The organism is Sphingomonas sp. P3_C5, assembly GCF_056402635.1.
In genome coordinates this window covers 57,407-77,516 of record NZ_JBFUHA010000015.1, presented here as the reverse complement: position 1 = coordinate 77,516, position 20,110 = coordinate 57,407, and the positions used below count along the sequence as shown (strand labels likewise).

At 64.9% G+C, this 20,110-nt stretch carries 18 protein-coding genes and 1 pseudogene; 13 read left to right on the top strand and 6 right to left on the bottom strand.

The features are described 5' to 3' along the window. Positions 1-269: 269 nt before the first annotated feature. The 3 genes from AC1DVS_RS25060 to AC1DVS_RS25050 form a co-directional block, all read right to left on the bottom strand. On the bottom strand, positions 270-746 hold the full coding sequence (locus tag AC1DVS_RS25060; RefSeq protein WP_478027220.1) for an Imm30 family immunity protein: 477 nt from the start codon (positions 744-746) through the stop codon (positions 270-272). A 13-nt stretch (positions 747-759) separates the two neighbouring features. After that, on the bottom strand, positions 760-2,334 hold the full coding sequence (locus tag AC1DVS_RS25055) for a tannase/feruloyl esterase family alpha/beta hydrolase (RefSeq protein ID WP_478027219.1): 1,575 nt from the start codon (positions 2,332-2,334) through the stop codon (positions 760-762). Positions 2,335-2,855: 521 nt separating this feature from the next. Continuing rightward, positions 2,856-4,364, bottom strand: a complete 1,509-nt coding sequence (locus tag AC1DVS_RS25050) for a YifB family Mg chelatase-like AAA ATPase (RefSeq protein WP_478027218.1) — start codon at positions 4,362-4,364, stop codon at positions 2,856-2,858. Between the two features lie 115 nt (positions 4,365-4,479). On the opposite strand from AC1DVS_RS25050, the gene AC1DVS_RS25045 reads away from it, so the two are divergent. The 11 genes and pseudogenes from AC1DVS_RS25045 to AC1DVS_RS24995 all read left to right on the top strand — a co-directional run bounded on the left by AC1DVS_RS25045 (position 4,480) and on the right by AC1DVS_RS24995 (position 12,977). Beyond that, the gene (locus tag AC1DVS_RS25045; protein WP_478027217.1) at positions 4,480-4,887 is read left to right on the top strand and encodes a hypothetical protein; all 408 of its coding nucleotides are present in this window, start codon (positions 4,480-4,482) and stop codon (positions 4,885-4,887) included. Between the two features lie 87 nt (positions 4,888-4,974). Next, positions 4,975-5,109 carry a 50S ribosomal protein L34 gene (gene rpmH, locus AC1DVS_RS25040; RefSeq protein ID WP_010162954.1) on the top strand — a complete coding sequence of 45 codons (135 nt, stop codon included), beginning with the start codon at positions 4,975-4,977 and terminating at the stop codon, positions 5,107-5,109. 14 nt (positions 5,110-5,123) lie between these two features. Further along, positions 5,124-5,432 (top strand): annotated as a pseudogene (rnpA, locus tag AC1DVS_RS25035) (ribonuclease P protein component); the annotation flags it as partial. 139 nt (positions 5,433-5,571) lie between these two features. Beyond that, complete coding sequence (yidD, locus tag AC1DVS_RS25030; RefSeq protein ID WP_478027216.1) at positions 5,572-5,784, top strand: membrane protein insertion efficiency factor YidD; 213 nt, start codon at positions 5,572-5,574, stop codon at positions 5,782-5,784. A gap of 61 nt (positions 5,785-5,845) precedes the next feature. Continuing rightward, positions 5,846-7,606: a membrane protein insertase YidC gene (yidC, locus tag AC1DVS_RS25025; RefSeq protein ID WP_478027215.1), complete on the top strand. Its 1,761-nt coding sequence runs from the start codon at positions 5,846-5,848 to the stop codon at positions 7,604-7,606. Positions 7,607-7,609: 3 nt separating this feature from the next. Next, on the top strand, positions 7,610-8,251 hold the full coding sequence (gene yihA, locus AC1DVS_RS25020; RefSeq protein ID WP_478027214.1) for a ribosome biogenesis GTP-binding protein YihA/YsxC: 642 nt from the start codon (positions 7,610-7,612) through the stop codon (positions 8,249-8,251). A gap of 2 nt (positions 8,252-8,253) precedes the next feature. After that, positions 8,254-8,715, top strand: a complete 462-nt coding sequence (locus AC1DVS_RS25015; protein WP_478027213.1) for an N-acetyltransferase family protein — start codon at positions 8,254-8,256, stop codon at positions 8,713-8,715. 113 nt (positions 8,716-8,828) lie between these two features. Further along, positions 8,829-10,043, top strand: a complete 1,215-nt coding sequence (locus AC1DVS_RS25010) for an acyltransferase family protein (protein WP_478027212.1) — start codon at positions 8,829-8,831, stop codon at positions 10,041-10,043. Positions 10,044-10,076: 33 nt separating this feature from the next. Then, entirely contained in the window at positions 10,077-10,742 is a 666-nt protein-coding gene (locus tag AC1DVS_RS25005; RefSeq protein WP_478027211.1) for a glutathione S-transferase family protein, read from the top strand. Between the two features lie 205 nt (positions 10,743-10,947). After that, entirely contained in the window at positions 10,948-11,259 is a 312-nt protein-coding gene (locus tag AC1DVS_RS25000; RefSeq protein ID WP_478027210.1) for a DUF485 domain-containing protein, read from the top strand. Next, a complete protein-coding gene (locus tag AC1DVS_RS24995; protein ID WP_478027209.1) occupies positions 11,256-12,977 on the top strand; it encodes a cation acetate symporter in 1,722 nt (573 codons plus the stop codon). The genes AC1DVS_RS25000 and AC1DVS_RS24995 overlap by 4 nt, the downstream gene beginning before the upstream one ends. 27 nt (positions 12,978-13,004) lie before the next feature. Here the strand turns inward: AC1DVS_RS24995 and AC1DVS_RS24990 are convergent, their stop codons facing one another. Both AC1DVS_RS24990 and AC1DVS_RS24985 read right to left on the bottom strand, forming a co-directional pair. Beyond that, on the bottom strand, positions 13,005-13,451 hold the full coding sequence (locus AC1DVS_RS24990) for a cupin domain-containing protein (RefSeq protein WP_478027208.1): 447 nt from the start codon (positions 13,449-13,451) through the stop codon (positions 13,005-13,007). Between the two features lie 142 nt (positions 13,452-13,593). After that, complete coding sequence (locus tag AC1DVS_RS24985) at positions 13,594-14,040, bottom strand: cupin domain-containing protein (protein ID WP_478027207.1); 447 nt, start codon at positions 14,038-14,040, stop codon at positions 13,594-13,596. Positions 14,041-14,051: 11 nt separating this feature from the next. Here AC1DVS_RS24985 and dapE point away from each other — a divergent pair, with 11 nt between their 5' ends. Both dapE and AC1DVS_RS24975 read left to right on the top strand, forming a co-directional pair. Beyond that, entirely contained in the window at positions 14,052-15,203 is a 1,152-nt protein-coding gene (gene dapE, locus AC1DVS_RS24980; RefSeq protein ID WP_478027206.1) for a succinyl-diaminopimelate desuccinylase, read from the top strand. A 257-nt stretch (positions 15,204-15,460) separates the two neighbouring features. Beyond that, positions 15,461-16,606, top strand: a complete 1,146-nt coding sequence (locus AC1DVS_RS24975; protein ID WP_478027205.1) for an SET domain-containing protein — start codon at positions 15,461-15,463, stop codon at positions 16,604-16,606. Positions 16,607-16,610: 4 nt separating this feature from the next. Here the strand turns inward: AC1DVS_RS24975 and AC1DVS_RS24970 are convergent, their stop codons facing one another. Continuing rightward, a complete protein-coding gene (locus AC1DVS_RS24970) occupies positions 16,611-19,931 on the bottom strand; it encodes a PAS domain-containing protein (protein ID WP_478027204.1) in 3,321 nt (1,106 codons plus the stop codon). Positions 19,932-20,110 lie beyond the last annotated feature (179 nt).

Here is a 20,110-nt window from a genome sequence, read left to right as displayed (position 1 = left end):
CCCTCGCGGAGCAAATTCCCGCACTCTGCCGTGCTGTGTCGGCTGCACAGGTTAAGTGTATTGTTCTATTAATACACTGATGGGGCGAGGTCAATGCGAACCCACATGCGCGTGACGTCCGCAGGGCTGAAGAGTCGTTGATTGAGTCCACTCGCCATAGGCATCCTCGTGACGGGAGCACTGTCACCCTTTTCTCTGTTTCATTTCAGGGGTGCACTACAGACCGGAAGGCGCTGTCAATTGAGTGGACTGTCACCGGAACCCCGAAATCACCCCGCAGCTAGCGTGATCGGTACCGTCTTGCTCAAAAATTCCGGGCTGACCTCGTTGATGCGCTCGCACATGACGCGAACCGATTCCTTGATTGGCGCGGGGGCGTCGCGAAGCTGACGCACCAACTCATGTCGGCTCGCATCACTGTTCATCACCCGCATGAGAACGATAGATGCCCAACGCGGCGACGACACTGAGAGCGTTGGGAAGACCGACAGCAATGCCGACACGTACGATCCGTACGGGGGCCCATCTAACGATTCCGCCGCATGGATGATGGAGAACATACCCTCATCATATTCCGCCTTGTCGGACAGCAATGCGAGCAAGCCCTCGGCTGAACTCGCCCCTCCTTCCGTCAGCAATACGTCAACATGCTTGTCGATGAGGGAAGGGCGTGCGCCTCCCGTCTCGATCTCGCGACGGAGGGCTTGAAGTTCGCTATCGTACACCGTCAGGAATTTTGCTGACATGCGCCATCTCTCGCTATCTTTGAACTTCAGTATTGCCACAAGCAAAGCTCGCCGCGCTCTTCTCATCCCCGCCCTTATAAACCGCATACCCCGGATAAGGACAAAGCGGCCGCTCAGCCGGATCCGGCGCGCGCCGCCCGGCGGTGATCGCCTCGGGCGCCTTGCCATTCTCCACCCAGTCGACCAGCGGCGTGAGCATGTCGAACTGGTCGAAGCTGTTTCCGCCCCCGCAATGGAGCATGCCCGGCACCATGTAGAAGCGGCTGGCATCGGTGAACGCAGCACCATTCTCCTTGGCCGCCCGCTGATAATAGTCCCAGGTCGCGAAGGCCGAGAACCAGAAGTCGGAGGCGCCGTGGTAGAAGATCATCTTCCCACCGCGCCCGAGATAGGTGCTGAGGTTGGTCCAGTAATTGGTGTCGGTCAGGCGCTGCTCGGCATTGTCGCGCAGCGCATGGATCCGCGCGTCGAGGTCGATGCTGGTCGCCTGTGTCGGCGGACCGAACGGGCCGGGGTTGCCGGTCGGCAGATAGCCGATCGGCGTCGAGACGATGCCCGTGTCATAGGGCACCGGCGCATAGATCGCGTAGCCCGCCTTGTCGTGCGGCCCCTTGAAGCCCTCGATCATCGCATCGACCTGGCCCGCGCTCAGGCAGCCATCCTGCTTGCCGCGCTTGCACTGCAGCCGCTTGGGATCGAACCGGCATTGTGAGACTGCCTCGATCATCCCGTCCTTCAGCCCGTCGATCGCGTCGCACTGGGCAAGCAGGCCATCGAGGATGGTCTTGCGATCCGCCGCCGAGATGAGCTGGGTCAGGACCGGCTTGCCGTCCTTGCCCTTGGGCGCGGCCTGATTGAACAGCACGGTCGTATATTCGAGTGCGAGGTTGGAATCGCCGGTGCGCATCGCCGGCGCGCCGACGATGATGCCGTCGAACAATTCGGGATAGCGCTGCGAGGCGAGCATCCCCTCGCGCCCGCCGGTCGAGCAGCCCGTCATATAGCTGTGCGCAACGGGCTTGCCATAATAGCTGCCCGCGATCGCCTTGCCGAGCAACGTCACCGTGCGCACTGAAGCTTCAGCGAAGTCGAGCGCAGCGCGCTGATCGGTCATGAAGCTGCTGTCGAACACAGCGCCTTTGTGCCCGCTGTCATGCGACAGCACCGCAAAGCCCCGCGCCAGCGCGGGCGTGGCTCCGGCCGCTGTCGGGCCGGTCGGCGCGGCGACACTGCCGTTCAACCCGCCCCCGCCCATCAGCAGGAAGCGGCCGTTCCAGTCGTCCGGCAAGGCGAGCGCGAAACTGATGCCGTAATGCTTTCCGCCGACCCCGGTGCGCTCGTTGACGATGCCCTCGACCTTGCAATAAGGGGGCAGGAGCATCGATCGCGGCGACGGCCCGGACCCTCCGGGCATCATGAGGCCGGTGGTGATGTGGCTGGCGGCGGTGATCTTCACGTCGCTGCCGAAGGCCTGATGCGCGAGGGCGACACAGGCCGGTGCTTCCGCAGCCTGGGCATGAGCGGCAAGCGGCAGCGCGGCGGCGCCCGCCAGGAAAGCAAGCGCGACGCTCCTCGATATGATCTTCATGCTTCCCTCTCCCTGTTCTCATTCCCGACGATGATTGCCGCCACGTCGGATATTTCCACCCGCAATGAACATCTTCGCGCGCTATGGTCCATAAGATTCAGGCGGTCTGCCTTGCCCCGTGCCGCCGCCGAACGTCCCGTCGGTCGATTCAAACTTATTTGCGACCATGTCAGCACTCCGATGATGACGAACCGCATAAAATCCGATTTCACGCTGCTGTTGAATCAAGCCGCTCTGTTCCGCGGGTGGCGCTCCCTGTTAATTCCAACACGCCTCCCTGTTATGTCCAACAGCTCTCCCTGTTATCGAGTAACAGGGAGAATGGCACTCAAACTACTGAGTGCAAAGGAGAATATCTCCAACAAATTGGCCAAAAACGGCCCAAAAAGTTTTTTCTTCCCTGTTCTTTCCCTGTTCCGGGCCGATAACAGGGAGAAACCGCCATTTTTCGAGATCTCGCCGAAATCCTTCGACATTCGACCTCGTGTCTGGCGGTCCGAAGAGTCACGCGACCTCGCCCTTCAATTGCGCGGCGCCTGCCTCCGATAGCTCAGCGCCTCGGCGATATGGATACGCCCCACCCCTTCGCTCCCCGCCAGGTCAGCGATCGTCCGCGCGACGCGCAGGATGCGCGTATAGCCGCGCGCCGAGAGCCGCATCGCCTCGGATGCCTGAGCAAGCAGCTTGCGGCCTGGCTCGTCAGGCGTCGCAACTGCCTCGAGCAGCACGCCGTCAACCTCGGCATTGGTACGGATCGGATGATCGGCATAGCGCTCAGCCTGCAGCCGCCGCGCATCCGCGACACGGGCTGCCACCTCGGCCGATCCTTCGGCGGGCGGCGGCAGGACGAGATCGGCCGCACTCACCGCCTGGACCTCGACATGCAAATCGATGCGGTCGAGCAACGGCCCGGAGACCTTGGTCTGGTAATCAGCCGCACAGCGCGGCGCCCGCGAACAGGCAAGCGAAGCATCGCCCAGATGCCCGCAGCGGCATGGATTCATCGCCGCGACGAGCTGCACGCGGGCCGGAAAAGTGACATGCGCATTGGCCCGCGCCACGCTGACCGTGCCGGTCTCCAGCGGCTGGCGCAGCGAATCGAGCACCGCGCGCTGGAACTCGGGCAGCTCGTCGAGGAACAGCACGCCGAGATGGGCAAGGCTCACCTCGCCCGGCTTCACCTTCAGCCCACCGCCGACGAGCGCCGCCATCGAGGCCGAATGATGCGGCGCGCGATAGGGCCGCGTGCGGGTCAGCCGCCCGCCGTTCAGCGTGCCCGCAACACTCGCGACCATCGACACCTCGAGCGCCTCCGCGGCGTCGAGCGGCGGGAGGATGCCCGGGAGGCACGATGCCATCAGCGATTTGCCGGCACCGGGCGGCCCGATCATCAACAGATTATGCCCGCCCGCCGCCGCGATCTCGAGCGCGCGCTTGGCGGTTTCCTGCCCCTTTACCTGAGCGAGATCGGGCCCGAACGCCACTTCGTCAGCCTCGCCAGGCTGCGGCGGCGAGAGCAGGCCATGGCCCTTGAAATGGTTGATCAGCGACAGGATGTCGGGCGCTGCGATCACCTGGATCGATCCCGCCCAGGCCGCTTCCGATCCCTGCGGCGCCGGGCACACCAGCCCCTTGCCGATCTCCGACGCATGGAGCGCGGCAAGCAGCACGCCGGGCGAGGGTGCGATCCGCGCATCGAGGCCGAGCTCGCCCACGACTACATAATCCGCCAGAGTCTCGGCATCGACCACGCCCATCGCCCCGAGCAGGGCGAGCGCGATCGGGAGGTCGAAATGCGATCCCTCCTTGGGCAGATCGGCCGGCGACATGTTCACCACGATCCGTTTGGGCGGCAGCGACAGGCCCATCGCCGCGATCGCGCCGCGCACCCGCTCCCGGCTTTCCGCCACCGCCTTGTCGCCGAGCCCGACGACATGAAAGGCCGGCAGGCCCGGGATGAGCTGCACCTGCACCTCGACCGCACGCGCCTCGAGCCCGAGATACGCCACTGTCGATACACTCGAGACCATTCATACCCCCCGGCTTACGCCAGCGACATTACAGCCTTTTCTGCGGAACGAAACAGCAACCCCAACCATTGCTGTCTTGCCAAACCAATACACTGCTCCCACATCGGAGAAGATCATGCGCACCAGCCGCCATCCCGCCCTGCGCTTCACCCTGTTCTGGACAGGCGTGTTGCTGGTCATCCTCACGCCCTTCGTCGGTGCGATTCCCGGGCCGGGCGGCGTGTTCGTGTTCGCCGGCGGCCTCGCCTTGATGCTGCAGAATTCCCATTGGGCGAAGCGACGCTTCGTCCACACAAAACGGCGCTGGCCGCGGTTCGGCCATTACGCGGACATGGGCCTCCGCCGCGCGAGCGCACGCCGCCGCCGCGAGCGGGACAAGCAGGAATTGCCCTCCGCCGGCGAGGCGGACACGGCAATGCTGGTCGCGGACCCGACAAGCCCCACCCTGTGGGCAAGTGTAGTGGTCCGTCGCGTCATGTGGTGGCGGCGCGCACCCAGGTCTGGCGAAGTGCGGGAACGTTGACTCACCCGGCACCTTTGCCTAAGGGCACCCGCTACGAGGCCGTCCACGTGGCGGCCCTTTTCTATTCAGACGACCAGGGAATGAACGATGAAGCGGACCTTTCAGCCGAGCAATCTGGTGCGCGCGCGCCGGCACGGTTTCCGGTCGCGGATGGCGACTCCGGGCGGCCGCAACGTGATTCGCGCTCGCCGCAATCGCGGCCGCAAGAAGCTGTCGGCGTAACCACGCTTACTGCACGCCGCGATTTCCTCGCGGCGAATGCGGGAAAGCGGGCGCCGATGCCGGGCTTCGTCCTGCTCGTGCGCAGCCGCGAGGATGGCGATCCCCTGATGCGGATCGGCTATACCGTCACCAAGAAGATCGGCAACGCAGTCGTGCGCAACCGGATGAAGCGCCGGTTGCGTGCTCTCGCGCGTGAGTTGCTCCCCGAATCGGGTGTGCGCGGCGCCGATCATGTGCTGATCGGACGAAACGGCGGCGTCGAGCGCGATTTCGCGCAGCTCCGCGCTGAACTCCGCAAAGCGCTGGCAAAGGTCGCGCGGTGACTTTCCCCATTTCCGTCATGCCGGACTTGTTCCGGCATCCACTCATCCGCAAGGGCGAGGACCGACAATCAATCGGTGGATTCGCCTCCCGGTGGACCCCGGCACAAGTCCGGGGTGACGAAAAAGAAGGGGCAGCACGATGCTGACCCGCCTCCTCATCGCCCTGGTTCGCTTCTGGCAGGTCGGCCCTTCCGCCGTCCTGCCGCCAAGCTGCCGCTACGATCCCACCTGTTCCGTCTATGCAATCACTGCGCTTCGCCGCTATGGCGCGCTGCGGGGCGGGTGGCTGGCGGCAAAGCGGATCGCGCGGTGCCATCCCTGGGGCGGGTTCGGCGTGGACCCGGTCCCCTGAGACGATACGCGTCGAAAATGACACCTGACACGACACCCAAGCACGGACGGGAACGCCTCGCGTGAAAGACGACCAAAAGAATTTTATCATGTTCGCGGTGTTCGCAGCTCTGATGCTGTTCGGCTGGCCGATCCTGACGTCCAAATTCTTCCCGGCGGCCAACCCTCCGGTCACCAGGGTGGCAGGCGGCAAGACCCAGGTCCTCCCGGCCCCGACCGGCTCTCCCGCGACACCCGCGGCGGGCACCAGTGGTGCCGTACGCGATCGCAAGATCGTCCTCGCCGAATCGCCGCGCGTCCGCATCCAGACGCCGGCGCTGAGCGGCTCGATCAGCCTCAAGGGCGCGCGCATCGATGATCTGGTGCTCAGCACCTACAATGAAACCATCGACAAGAATTCGCCGCCGATCACCCTGCTTTCGCCAGCCGGCACCGCGAAGAGCTATTTCGCCGGCTTCGGCTGGGCCGGAGACAATGTTGCCGCGCCGGACAAGAACACGCTTTGGACCGCGGACAAGCCTGTGCTGACGCCTGGCTCCCCGGTCACCCTGAGCTGGCAGAACCCGCAAGGTCTGGTCTTCCAGATCATCGTCGCGGTCGATGAGCATTATATGTTCTCGGTCACGCAGCGGGTCGGCAATCGCGGCACCGCACCCGTCTCGATCCATTCCTACGGCTTCGTCTCGCGGCTCGGTGGCACCAAGGATGCCGATACCTGGACCAACCATGTGGGCCCGATCGGCGTGTTCGGCGACGGCGCGACCTATGACATCGGCTACCCCAATCTCGCCGGCAAGGAAGCCAGCTTCTTCGGCAAATTGTTCGGCAGCAGCGCCAAGCCCGGCGCGAATTATTTCGATGCGACCGGCGGCTGGCTCGGCTTCAGCGACAAATATTGGCTGACCGCGCTGATCCCGGATCAGAAGACGGCGGTCCATTCCGGCTTCCCGGCCGCCAATGGCGATGCCTATCAGGCCGATTACACGACCAAACCGACCTCGCTCGCGCCCGGCGCCGTCGCCACCCAGACGTCGCGCTTCTTCGCCGGCGCCAAGGAAGTGCGGCTGACCGACCATTATCAGGACGATCTCCACATCGCCAATTTCGACAAGGCGATCGACTGGGGCTGGTTCCGGATCCTCGAGAAGCCGATCTTCTATTATCTCGACTGGCTGTTCCGCATGGTCGGCAATTTCGGCGTCGCGATCATCCTGCTCACGCTGACGATCCGCGGGCTGCTCTTCCCGATCGCGCAGCGCCAGTTCGCCTCGATGGCGAACATGCGGGCGATCCAGCCCAAGATGAAGGCGCTCCAGGAAAAATATAAGGACGACAAGCAGCGCCAGCAGCAGGAGGTGATGGCGCTCTACAAGGCCGAGAAGGTCAATCCGCTCGCCGGCTGCCTGCCGACCTTCCTGCAGATCCCGATCATGTATTCGCTCTACAAGGTGTTGCTGCTGACGATCGAGATGCGGCACCAGGGCTTCGTGCTGTGGATCAAGGATCTCTCGGCACCCGATCCGCTCACGCCGCTCAACCTGTTCGGCATCCTGCCCTTCACCCCGCCGACCATGATCGCGATCGGCGTGATCCCGATCCTGCTCGGCATCTCGATGTACTTCCAGTTCAAGCTCAACCCGGCGCCGATGGACGAAGCGCAGAAGCAGGTCTTTGCGATCATGCCCTGGGTGCTGATGTTCGTGATGGCACCGTTCGCCGTCGGGCTTCAGGTCTACTGGATCACCTCCAACTGCCTGACCATCCTCCAGCAGCGCCTGCTCTATGCGCGGCATCCGGGGATGAAGGTGGCGGCGGCGAAATAGCGCGTGGCTGATCCCTTCACCCCCGAGGCGCTCGAGGCCGCGCGGAAGACCTTCGCCGGCCCGGTCGCCTTCCTGAAATCCGCGCCGACGCTTGAGTTCCTGCCCGGCGCCGAGGTGCCCGAGGTTGCGTTTGCGGGCCGGTCGAATGTCGGCAAGTCGTCGCTGCTCAACGCGCTGACCGGCCGCAACGCGCTCGCCCGCACCTCGAATACGCCGGGGCGGACTCAGGAGTTGAACTTCTTCGATGTCGGCGCGCCGCTCACCTTCCGGCTGGTCGACATGCCCGGCTATGGCTTCGCCAAGGCGCCCAAGGATGTCGTCAAGAAGTGGCGGTTCCTGGTCAACGACTTCCTGCGCGGCCGCGACGTGCTGAAGCGTGCGCTGGTGCTGATCGACGCCCGCCACGGCATCAAGGAAGTCGATCGCGAGATCCTCGAGATGCTCGACAAGGCAGCCGTCAGCTACCGTCTGGTGCTGACCAAGGCCGACAAGATCAAGCCGACCGAGCTCGAAACCGTGCTCGAAGCGGTCGCGACCGAAGCGCGCAAGCGCCCGGCCGCGCACCCGGATATCCTCTCGACCTCAGCCGAAACCGGGCTCGGCATTCCCGAACTGCGCGCGGCGGTGATCGAGGCGATCGGCTGACCATGGCCGCAGACCTCACGATCCGTCCGGTCGCTCGCGAGGACTATGAGCAATGGCTGCCCCTCTGGGACGGCTATAACGCATTTTACGACCGCGTCGGAGACACAGCCCTCGCGCCCGAGATCACCCGCACGACCTGGGCCCGTTTCTTCGACGACAACGAGCCCGTACATGCTCTGGTTGCCGAGGCCGATGGCGCCTTGCTAGGGCTAACCCATTATCTCTTCCATCGCAGCACCACCCTGATCCAACCGGTCTGCTACCTGCAGGACCTGTTCACGACCGAGGCATCGCGCGGCCGCGGCGTCGGCAGGGCTCTCATCGAGGGTGTATATGAGCGCGCCCGCGCAGCAGACTCTCCCCGCGTCTATTGGATGACGCAGGACACCAACCAGGTCGCGATGGCGCTCTATGACAAGGTGGCCGAGCGACCGGGCTTCGTCATCTACCGCAAGCCGCTCTGAGGCGCCCGAGCGGGTGCTCGGGCGCGCTCGCTTAGCCCAGCGATAGCGATACCATGTGAAGTCGAGCCGTGGCCGATTGTGGTCGGGTCGCAGCCCGCCTATTCCGGCGGCGTATGAATTCCCCGATCAGCACCAGCGGCGCGGACCGTTCTCGAGACAATCGGGCGCCAGGCGCCTCACCCCAGCGCCTCGCCGCGCTCGACGTGTTTCGCGGGCTCGCGGTCGCCGGCATGATCATCGTCAACGACCCCGGCTCCTGGCAACATGTCTGGTGGCCGCTCGATCATGCGCCGTGGCATGGCTGGACGCCGACCGACATTGTCTTTCCCGCCTTCCTCTTCGCGGTGGGAACCGCTCTCGGCCTCTCCTTTCCGCGCCGGCTCGACCCCGGCGATCGTCGTCTGCTCTGGGGCAAAATCGGCCGGCGGGTGCTGACGCTGATCGCGCTCGGGCTCGCTTTCACGCTGATCAGCCATCACAGCCTCGATGCGCTCCGCCTGCCGGGCGTGCTGCAGCGGATCGGCCTGTGCTACGGCCTCGCCGCCGCGCTGATGCTGCTGACCGCGCGATGCGAGCCGGACGGGCTGTGGCAGCTGAATCTGCCCGTCATCGCCGGCACCGCCTTGCTGATCCTCGTGGCATATTGGGCTGCGATGGCCCTGATTCCGGTGCCGGGGTTCGGTGCCGGCGTGCTGACGCCCGAGGGCAACCTTGCCGGCTATGTCGATCGTGCGGTGCTGACGACGCGGCATATGTGGAGCGGCGGCACTGATGCCCGCGGCAATATCGTCTATGATCCGGAGGGGCTGCTTTCGACCTTCCCGGCGCTCGTGAATATACTGTGCGGTGTGTTCGTCGCAGTCGCCTGGCGCCGGCGGCCCGAGCGCGCCGCGGGGTGGATCGCAATCGGCGGGGTTGCGCTGCTCGCGGCAGGGCTGCTGCTCGATCCGCTGTTTCCGCTCAACAAGCGCCTCTGGACGAGCAGCTTCGCGCTCGCGACCTCAGGCGTGTCGGCGATCCTGTTTGCCCTGTGCATGGCGGCAACGCATCGCGCTTCGATCGACCGGTGGCTCGCGCCGTTTCGCGTGTTCGGCATGAACGCGATCCTTGCCTATAGCCTGTCGGTGCTCCTCGCGATTGCCGGCGTGCAGCGGATCGTGCCCGCCGACCATGGCAATATCTCGCCGATGGGATGGACCTATCTGCATATGGTCGATCTGGTGTCGGATCCGTGGCTTGCGTCGTTCCTGTGTTCGCTGGCGCTGCTGGCCCTGGTTTTCGCGGCGATCTTTCCGCTGCATCGACGGGGAATCCATCTCCGGCTCTAGCCCCGGCGAATAGGTGCCGCTATCCCGGCGCCCATGAAACTGATCATCGGCAACAAGGCCTATTCCTCCTGGTCGCTGCGCGGCTGGCTCGCCTGCAAGCAGTCCGGGCTGCTGTTCGAGGAAGTCGTCGTCCCGCTCTATGACGCGGATTGGGACAAGCGCCGCGAAGGCGACGAGTTCGCGCCTTCCTCCGGCAAGGTGCCTATCCTGTGGGACGGCGAGGCCGTGGTATGGGACAGCCTCGCCATCATCGAATATCTGACCGAGAAGACCGAAAGGTCGAAGTTCTGGCCCGAGGACGAGGCCGCCCGCGCGATGGCGCGCTCCATGTCGGCCGAGATGCATTCGAGCTTCACCGCGCTACGCCGCAAGCACAGCATGAACATCCGCCAGGTCTTCCCGCCCAAGCAGCCCGATGACGATGTGCTGGCTGATCTCACCCGGATCATGGAGCTCTGGGCACAGGCCCGCGCGCGGTTCGGCGGGACCGGCAAGTTCCTCTTCGGCGAGTTCGGCGCGGCCGATATCATGTATGCGCCGGTGGTCACCCGCATTGTCACCTACGGCCTCCCGGTTGCCCGTTTCGCCGTCGGCTATATGGACGCGGTGCTGCAGCACCCCTTCATGCAGGACTGGATCGCCGGCGCGCAGGAAGAGGAATGGGTGATCGAACAATTCGAGGCGCCGGCTTCAATCTAGACTGCCGTCAGCGCGCCTCACTGCAGCCTTCCCAACTGGGCCCAGCACCGGGTTGAACATGCCCGCATGTTCAAGGATCGTCCGGGGGACGATCCGACCCGACACTCTCCGCCGGGGGGATGCAGAAGAGCGAAACGTCGCTTGCATCGCGCGCCCGATATAGCATGGTAGCGATACCGCCAGCGAGCGGCAGGGGGAGAGTGCAATGGCCGATTCGGAACGTCTGGCGCGCATCGCGGCAGACCCGCGCTATCTGGCGCTGACGCGCCAGCGCGGCCGGTTCACCTGGACGCTCACCTGCGTCATGCTGGCCGCCTATTTCGGCTTCATCCTGCTCATCGCGTTCGACAAAACTGCACTTGCCGCGCCGATCGGCGCGGGCGTTACCTCGATCGGCATTCCGGTCGGGCTCGGCGTGATCCTGCTCGCGATCGCGCTGACCGGCCTGTATGTTCGCCGCGCCAATCGCGATTATGATGCGCTGGTGCAAAGCCTGGTCGAGAGCAAAGGCGAATGAGCCGTACCGCCCGCGCCGCCGCGCCCATTGTCGCTATCGCTTCCGCCGCCCTGCTGATCGCCACCCCGGCCCTCGCCGATGGCGTCGCCGGGCAGACGGTGCGGCAACCGACCAACTGGACCGCGATCGTGATGTTCGCAGCGTTCGCGATCCTGACGCTTGGCATTACCCGCTGGGCGGCACGCCGGACGAAGACCGCCTCCGATTTCTACACCGCCGGCGGCGGCATCACGGGTTTCCAGAACGGACTCGCCATTGCTGGCGATTATATGTCGGCGGCATCGTTCCTCGGCATTTCGGCGCAGATCTTCGCGGACGGGTATGACGGGCTGATTTATTCGATCGGCTTCCTAGTCGGCTGGCCGATCATCCTGTTCCTGATGGCCGAGCGGCTGCGCAATCTCGGCCGCTACACCTTTGCCGATGTCGCCTCGTTCCGCTTCGCGCAGACGCCGGTCAGGACCTTCGCAGCGCTGAGCACGCTCGTCGTCGTGCTGTTCTACCTCATCGCGCAGATGGTCGGCGCGGGGCAGTTGATCAAATTGCTGTTCGGGCTGGACTATGCCTATGCCGTGATCATCGTCGGCGTGCTGATGATGCTCTACGTCCTGTTCGGCGGGATGACCGCGACGACCTGGGTGCAGATCATCAAGGCCGTGCTGCTGCTCGGCTGCGCGAGCTTCATGGCGTTCATGGTGCTGGCGAAGTTCGGCTTCTCACCCGAGGCGCTGTTCGCTCGCGCGGTGCAGGTGAAGACCAATCTTGCGGTGGCGACGGGCCTCTCCGCGCCCGACGCGGCGGAGCGTGGCCGGTCTATCATGGGGCCGGGCAATTTCATCAAGGACCCGATCTCGGCGATCTCGTTCGGCATGGCGCTGATGTTCGGCACCGCCGGCTTGCCGCATATATTGATGCGCTTCTTTACGGTGCCCAACGCCAAGGCGGCACGCAGCTCGGTGCTGTGGGCGACGGGATGGATCGGTTATTTCTACCTGCTGACCTTCATCATCGGCTTCGGCGCGATCGTGCTGGTGGCGACCGATGCAAGCTATCTCGACGGCGCCGGGGTGTTGCGCGGCGGGGCCAATATGGCGGCGATCCACCTTGCGCAGGCGATCGGGGGCAATGTCTTCCTCGGCTTTGTGTCCGCCGTGGCATTCGCGACGATCCTGGCGGTGGTGGCGGGGCTGACCCTGTCGGGCGCCTCGGCGGTGAGCCATGACCTTTACGCGACGGTGTTCCGCAAGGGCGAGGCGGATTCAGCCGCCGAGCTGCGCGTGTCGCGGCGCACGGTGCTGGTGCTGGCGGTGATTGCGATCCTGCTCGGCATCCTGTTCGAGAAGCAGAATGTCGCCTTCATGGTGAGCCTGGCGTTCGCGCTGGCGGCGTCGGGCAATTTCCCGGTGCTGCTGCTCTCGCTGCTGTGGAAGGGCTGCACGACGCGGGGCGTGGTGGTGGGCGGGTCGGTCGGGCTGATCACGGCACTTGTGCTGACGATCCTGTCGCCGGCGATCTGGGTCGCGATCCTGCATCACGACGCGGCGATCTTCCCGTATTCGTCGCCAGCGATCTTCACGGTGCCGCTGGCCTTTTTCACGATCTGGCTGGTGTCGGTGCTGGACACGTCGCCGCGTGCGGCGGTGGATCGGGGTGCGTATCTCGAGCAGCGGGTGCGGTCCGAGACGGGGATCGGGGCCGAGGGGGCATCGGAGCACTAAGCTTGATCCTCCCCGTGCCGGGGAGGATCATAAGCTACTCCCGTCTTTCCGCCGAAATCCCTCCGCACCGAACACATGCAGGTCGATGTCGGGATAATGGCAGTCGCTGTCGCCCTCGCGACCCACAGCGATGAAGACGCAGTCCCTATCGCTACGGTTCTGCAGGACGTGCCCATTAGCCTCCCCTTTCGGAAAGGACGCGCAATCGCCCGGGAGCATCACATGCTCGCCGGCATCGTCGACCAGTACCGCCTCGCCGGACAGTATCACGACGAACTCGTCCTCACCTTCATGCCAATGGCGCTGCGACGACCAGGCGCCGGGCTTCAACGTCACATGGCTCACGCCAAAGTCGCTCAGCCCGCTCGCCGGGCCGAGGAAACGGCACCAGCGGCCCTGAACCGCCGTGGCATATTCAGGCGGATAGCCCGTCGCGTTGGTCTGTGGGATCGTATCAAGGTCTAGCTTGGGCAATGCCGCCTCCCATGGATGCTGAAACCAGAATGCCGGATATCGTCCAGCTCGCCGAGGCGCTGGTCGCCGCCGAAAGCGTAACGCCCCCGCGCGGCGCAGTGTTCAACCTGGGCGCCGGCTTCAACCCAGTTCCTCACCGGGATCAGAAGTTACTCCCATCCTTGCGCCGAAAGCCCTCATTTCCGAACAGATGCATGTCGATATCGGGGTAATGGCAATCGCTGTCAGCCTTGCGCCCGACCGCGATGAAGACGCAGTCCGCATCGCTCAGGTTCTGCAGCACATGGCCATTGGCCTCGCCCTTGGGAAATGACGCGCAATCGCCGGGAAGCATCGGATGCTCGCCGGCATCGTCGACCAGCACCGCCTCGCCGGACAGCATCACGACGAACTCGTCCTCATCCTCATGCCAGTGGCGCTGCGACGACCAGGCGCCTGGCTTCAGCGTCACATGGCTCACGCCAAATTCGCTCAAGCCGCTCGCCGGGCCGAGGCGGCGGTACCAGCGGCCCTCAACCGCCCTGGCATATTCGGGCGGATAACCCGTCGCATTGGTCTGTGGGATTGTATCAAGGTCAAGCTTGGGCAATGTCGCCTCCCATGGATGCTGAAACCAGAATGCCCGATGTCATCGAGCTCACCAAGGCGCTGATCGCCGCCGAAAGCGTAACGCCCGCGCGCGGCGCGGTGTTCAATGTGCTTGAAGCGGCGCTGATCCCGCTCGGCTTCAGGGTCGAACGCTTCATCGAAGGCGAAGCACCGGACGGCCCCGTCGAGAACCTCCTCGCGGTGCGTGGCGCCGCTGGAGAGCAGGGGGCCCCGCACTTCGCTTTTGCCGGCCACCTCGACGTCGTCCCGCCCGGCGCGGGCTGGACGAGCGGCGCCTTCACGCCCGAGATCCGCGGCGGCCTGCTCCACGGACGCGGCGCAGTCGACATGAAAGGCGCGATCGCGGCGTTTGTCGCGGCCGCCGCTCGCACGCCCTCCAGCGGCACGATCAGCCTGATCATCACCGGCGACGAGGAGGGCCCCGCAACCTTCGGCACCCGCGCGCTGATCGAGCAGATGGCAGAGCGCGGCCTGAAACCCGATTTCTGCCTCGTCGGCGAGCCGACCTCGGCGCAGCGGCTCGGCGACATGATCAAGATCGGCCGGCGCGGTTCGGTCAATATCTGGATCGATGTGCCCGGCCGCCAGGGCCATGTCGCCTATCCGCACCTCGCCGATAACCCGATCCCGAAGCTCGTCGCGATCCTCGCCGAGATCGATGCGATCACCCTCGACACCGGCACTGACTGGTTCCAGCCCTCGAACATCGAGGCAACCGACATCACCGTCGGCAACCCGGCGACCAACGTCATCCCGGCGCACGCCTCGGCGCGGCTCAGCATCCGCTACAATGATCTCCACACCGGCGACGCGCTCGCCGCGCGGATCGAGGCGGTGGTGCATCGCCACGCCCCCGACGCGACAATGACCGCCCGCGTTTCCGGCGACGCCTTCGTGACCGCGCCAGGCGCCTTCTCGACACTGATAAGCGACGCGATCGAGGCGCGGCTCGGGATCAGGCCCGAGCTTTCCACCACGGGCGGAACGTCGGACGCGCGCTTCCTGTCGAAGCTATGCCCGGTGGTCGAGTTCGGCCTGATCAACGCAACGATGCACAAGCTCGACGAGGCGGTCGCGGTGGACGACCTTGCGGCGCTGGTCGATATCTATGCGGATATCATTGCACGGGTAGCATTCCCCTAAACTTCCCCTCTCCCAGCGGGAGAGGGAGGGGCCCATGCGTAGCATGGGAGGGTGAGGGCGACCGCGAGGATGACAATTCACCCTCACCCTTCCGTCGCTCCGCTCCTCCCTCCCTCTCCCGCTGGGAGAGGGAAAAGTCACCAGCCAAGTGATTCAGATGACTCCGGATTCCTCACGACTCGCGGTGACTCCTCGCTTTCTGTAGACGAGAGTCCTCACCACGAGTACATGTCCGTTAACCATAATGGTAAGCGGACATGCCCATCGACCTCTGGCTCATTGTCGCGATCGTCTGCAGCCTGGGGGGGTATGCCGTCTATCTGACGGGTCTTCGTCGTCAGCTTGTCCAGCCTAATCGCGCCTCCTGGCTGATCTGGAGCGCCGCGACCGCCGTCGAGGCGGGCACCTATGCGGCGGTCAATCCGCATGTCGTACAAAGCTGGGTCCTGGCGCTGTCTGCGACAGCATGTGCGATGGTGACCGCCACTATCTGGCGCCGCTCGGACTGGAGCGCCCCCAGCCGTGGCGAGTTGACCTGCATGACCGCCTGCCTCGCTGCGCTGGCGCTCTGGATCAGCTCGGGCAACGCTTTCTGGGCGCATATGCTGGTCGTCGCGGCGGTGCCAATCAGCTTCTGGCCGACCTGGGAAAGCGTCTGGCAGGATCGGACGCGCGAACGATCGCCCGCCTGGGGCCTGTGGGCGATCGGCGATCTCGCGACCTTGCTCGTCGCTCGGCACAGCGGCGATCAGCAGGTCGGCGAATATGCCTATCTCCTCGTCGAATTGCTCTGCCATGCCAGCATCTGGTTCATGATCGGGCTCGCGACGATCAATCCGCTGCGCTCGCTCGGCTTTCGCAACGGGCGCTTTTACGTGCTCGATGCCTATGCACCCGCGGCCAATCTGTTCTCGGTCGGCGAGACTCATCTCGGCAAGGCAGTCTATGCGGCGCAAGGCTTTGCCGAGGGCGAAGACATTATCCGCTTCACCGGCCGCCGCTTCCGCGCCGATCGCGTGCCCAGCCTGATGCGCGGCGCGAGCGATCGTTTCCTCCAGGTGACGTCCGAACATTATATGGGTCCATCAGGGCGAATCGATGATCTGATCAACCATAGCTGCTCGCCGAACGCAGGCCTGCGGTTCGCGGCGAACGGGGTGTTCCTCGTGGCGATCCGCCCGATCGCGCCGGGCGAGGAGATCGCCTGGGACTATTCGACCACGCTCAAGGAATCGAACTGGCACATGATCTGCCAGTGCCGCAGCCCCGATTGTCGCAAGGTGATCGGCAATTTCGAGACGCTGGCGCCTGAACGCCAGGAATGGTTCCGCGCGCGGAACCTGGTCGCACCCTTTCTGCGCCGGCGCGACGATGTGGCGGCGGCGCGCGACCGGGCGGCGTAATCGCCTAGGCGAGGCGCCCGATCATCTCCCTGATCCGCCCGCCAAGCGCCTCCATGGAAAAGGGTTTCGTCACCAGTTCCATGCCCGGTTCGAGCGGTCCATCCCCCACCACAGCATTCTCGGCGAAACCGGTGATGAACAGCACCGGCAGCTCAGGCCGCGCAGCGCGCGCGGCATCCGCCACCTGCCGGCCATTCATCCCGCCGGGCAGGCCGACATCGGTAATCAGCAGATCGATCCGCGTGTTCGAATGCAGGAAGGCCAGGGCCTCGGGGCCGTCACCGGCCTCCATCGCTACATAGCCGAGATCGTCGAGGACCTCCGTCACCAGCATCCGCACCGCCGGCTCGTCATCGACGACAAGCACTGCCTCACCCCTGTCGCTACGCGGCACCTCGCCCCGCCGGCCGGCCTGGCCACTATCTTCGACCGGGCCATCATGCCGTGGGAGGTAGAGAAACATCGTCGTGCCTTCCCCTTCCACCGATTCGATCCGCACCTGCCCGCCCGACTGCCGCGCGAACCCATAGATCATCGACAGCCCCAGCCCGGTGCCCTGCCCCATCGGCTTGGTGGTGAAGAAGGGGTCGAAGGCGCGCGCGATCACCTCAGGCGTCATGCCGGTGCCGGTGTCGCTGACGCTGAGTGACAGATACTCCCCAGGCGTCAGATCGCGCTCGTGCGCGCCGCGTGCATCGAGCGAGATATTGGCGGTGCGGATCGTCAGATGACCTCCGCCGGGCATCGCGTCGCGCGCGTTGATGCACAGGTTGAGCAGCGCGTTTTCCAGCTGGTTGGGATCGACCAGCGTCGGCCACAGCGCCGCCTCCCTGATCACCTCGACCACCACACCGGGGCCGACAGTGCCACGGACGAGCTCCTCGATATCGGCAACCAGCCGGTTGACGTCGACCGGTTTGGGATCGAGTGGCTGCCGCCTCGAAAAGGCAAGCAGCCGGTGCGTGAGCGCCGCGGCACGCCCCGAGGCGGTCTGCGCCGTGGCGATATAGCGCGGCAGATCCGCAATCCGGCCCTGTTTCAGCCGCATCTGCATCATCTCCATCGCGCCGGAAATCGCGGTCAGCAGATTGTTGAAATCATGCGCCAGGCCGCCGGTGAGCTGCCCGACCGCCTCCATCTTCTGCGCCTGACGGAGCCGGTCTTCGAGCTCGCGCTGCCGCGTCACATCGATGCCGACACCGATCACCTTTTCCCGATTCCCGGCCGCATCGAGCAGCACGTGAATCCGCGACATGATCCAGCGAATCGTGCCGTCGGGATGCACGATGCGATACTCGATCTGGTCATCCCCCTGGCGCTCGCGCACCTGCGCAATCGCCTGCTGGAGACGGCCGAGATCGTCGGGATGGGTGCGTGCGATGACTTCGGCCAGCGTCGCGCCCTGTCCGACGCGCTCGGCCTCGAAGCCATAGACGCCGGCAAAACCAACATCGCTGAAGAAGCGGTCGAGCGCGATGTCGTAGGTCCACACCCCAACCCCATCCATCGCTTCGAGCACCAGCCGCGTGCGCTCCTCGGCCGCAAGCAGGGCGGCCTGTTGCCGCCGCTCCTCAGTCACATCGCGCGCGGTGACGTAGATTCGGTCCTCGGCGCGCGTCGCCTGCCATGACAGGATACGATAGTCGCCGCTGCTGGTGCGATACCGGTTCTCGAACCCCGAACTGTCCTTCCCCCGAATGACCTGTATGATCTCGCGGCGCGTGGGTTCCAGATCGTCAGGGTGGTGCAGCCATTCAGAGGTGCGGCCGATAATCTGGTCCTGCGGCCAGCCGAGCATTTTCGTCCAGGCCGGGTTCACGCTGGTCCAGACGCCGTTCAGATCAAGCACGCCGAGCAGGTCGCGACTGACCTCCCAGATCCGGTCGCGCTCGGCGGTGCGGTCAGCCACCTCGCCGGCCAGGCTTTCGTTGACCGCCTTCAGGCTGGCAGCCGCCCTGACCCGGGCAGCAGCATCCCAGGAGAGCTGGGCGATCTCCTCGACGAGACTGACCTCCTCGGGCGTCCAGATGCGGGGCTCGCCGTGGCTGAGATAGAAGCCCGCTTCCCAGCGCCCGCCGCGAAGGAATGGCACGCTCACCCCGGCCTTGGTCTCAGTTGCGTCCAGCGCAGAATCCAGCGGGCGGACAGTGTCGTCCGGCGCCCCGAAGACGAGTGTCCGGCCTGACCGAATCACGTCCCCCAGCCCCTCGCCGAAGCTCAGTGTGGGCACCGAACCGGTCAGGGGCGGCAGGACGCCATCGACCCAGCAAGCGCCATATTCGAGGATGCGATCGTCGATCACCTTGAAGAACCCGGCGCGGTGGACACCGAGGCGGCGCCCGACCGCTTCAGCCGCGATCTGCATCACATCATCCGGATCCTGCTGGGCGCGCAGCTTTTCGACCAGATTGAGGATGAACTCGCGCTCCTCCTTGGCATGCCGAAGCTCAGCCTCGTTGCGCTTCGCTGCGGTGATGTCGAGGCTGACGCCGGAAAAGCGCTCCGGGCGGCCGTCCTCGCCATTGCGGCACCTGCCCCGCATCGACAGCCAACGTTCAGTGCCGTCGGGAAAGACGAGGCGATATTCATGCGAAATCGGGCGTCCATTCGCCAGCCCGGCCAGAACTATCGCACTGAGCGGCTCATAGTCGTCGGGATGAATATGCTGGAGATAGGTGGACGCCGGCGCACCTTCGTCAGCGAACCTGGGATCGACACCATAGAGGCGCGCCATCCTGTCATCGCCGACCACCACATCATTGATCAGGTCCCATTCCCACGTACCGACATCGCCGGACGCGTCGAGCGCCATCTGCAGCCGCTCCTCGCTCGCCCGGAGCGTCCGTTCCGCCTCAGCCCGGATGGTGGTGTCATTCCCCTGGCTCAGGACACCAAGGGTTTTCCCTGTCTCGTCGCAGATCGGAGAGAGGTTGTAGGTCCACCAGCTGTCGACGACCTCGCCATCCCGCATCATCGGCAAATGCTCGTCCGTCGCAGAAAGCCCCTTGCCGGTTCGCAACACCGCCTCGAGTTGAGGGCCGATGACCTCCCAACTGTCATACCCCGCTTCCGCGCCCGTCCGGCCCAGCGCGCCGGGGTGCCGTTCCGGAAAGGTCACCGCCCAGGCGTCATTGTAGATCACATGGAGGCCTGGCCCCCAATAGACGGCGCTGGGGAATGTCGAGTGAAGGCAGAGATTGACTGCAATCTTGAGCGACACCGGCCATTGCTCGGCAGGGCCAAGCGGATGCTCCGACCAATCGAGCGCAGCAATCCGCTCGCCCATCTCGCCGCCATTATCAAGGAAGCCGAGGGGGGACGTCATCGGATCACCGGCGCGCGCATTGGATGCGATAGGCCATTTGCGATCGATACTCGTGCAACAGTAAACATCAGGTTGGGCGATTGCCCCGTCGCCTCGCCATGAGCCTGCGCATCGCCGCCCCCGCTGTCAACATTGCGGCGACCGCCGCTTTTGTTGGCACGGAACTGGCGCCGACCTCG

Coding starts and splice junctions, on each gene's coding strand:
- AC1DVS_RS25060 (WP_478027220.1), bottom strand. CDS start 746: ATGTCAGCAAAATTCCTGACGGTGTACGATAGCGAACTTCAAGCCCTC.
- AC1DVS_RS25055 (WP_478027219.1), bottom strand. CDS start 2,334: ATGAAGATCATATCGAGGAGCGTCGCGCTTGCTTTCCTGGCGGGCGCC.
- AC1DVS_RS25050 (WP_478027218.1), bottom strand. CDS start 4,364: ATGGTCTCGAGTGTATCGACAGTGGCGTATCTCGGGCTCGAGGCGCGT.
- AC1DVS_RS25045 (WP_478027217.1), top strand. CDS start 4,480: ATGCGCACCAGCCGCCATCCCGCCCTGCGCTTCACCCTGTTCTGGACA.
- rpmH (WP_010162954.1), top strand. CDS start 4,975: ATGAAGCGGACCTTTCAGCCGAGCAATCTGGTGCGCGCGCGCCGGCAC.
- yidD (WP_478027216.1), top strand. CDS start 5,572: ATGCTGACCCGCCTCCTCATCGCCCTGGTTCGCTTCTGGCAGGTCGGC.
- AC1DVS_RS25015 (WP_478027213.1), top strand. CDS start 8,254: ATGGCCGCAGACCTCACGATCCGTCCGGTCGCTCGCGAGGACTATGAG.
- AC1DVS_RS25010 (WP_478027212.1), top strand. CDS start 8,829: ATGAATTCCCCGATCAGCACCAGCGGCGCGGACCGTTCTCGAGACAAT.
- AC1DVS_RS25005 (WP_478027211.1), top strand. CDS start 10,077: ATGAAACTGATCATCGGCAACAAGGCCTATTCCTCCTGGTCGCTGCGC.
- AC1DVS_RS25000 (WP_478027210.1), top strand. CDS start 10,948: ATGGCCGATTCGGAACGTCTGGCGCGCATCGCGGCAGACCCGCGCTAT.
- AC1DVS_RS24995 (WP_478027209.1), top strand. CDS start 11,256: ATGAGCCGTACCGCCCGCGCCGCCGCGCCCATTGTCGCTATCGCTTCC.
- dapE (WP_478027206.1), top strand. CDS start 14,052: ATGGATGCTGAAACCAGAATGCCCGATGTCATCGAGCTCACCAAGGCG.
- AC1DVS_RS24975 (WP_478027205.1), top strand. CDS start 15,461: ATGCCCATCGACCTCTGGCTCATTGTCGCGATCGTCTGCAGCCTGGGG.
- AC1DVS_RS24970 (WP_478027204.1), bottom strand. CDS start 19,931: ATGACGTCCCCCCTCGGCTTCCTTGATAATGGCGGCGAGATGGGCGAG.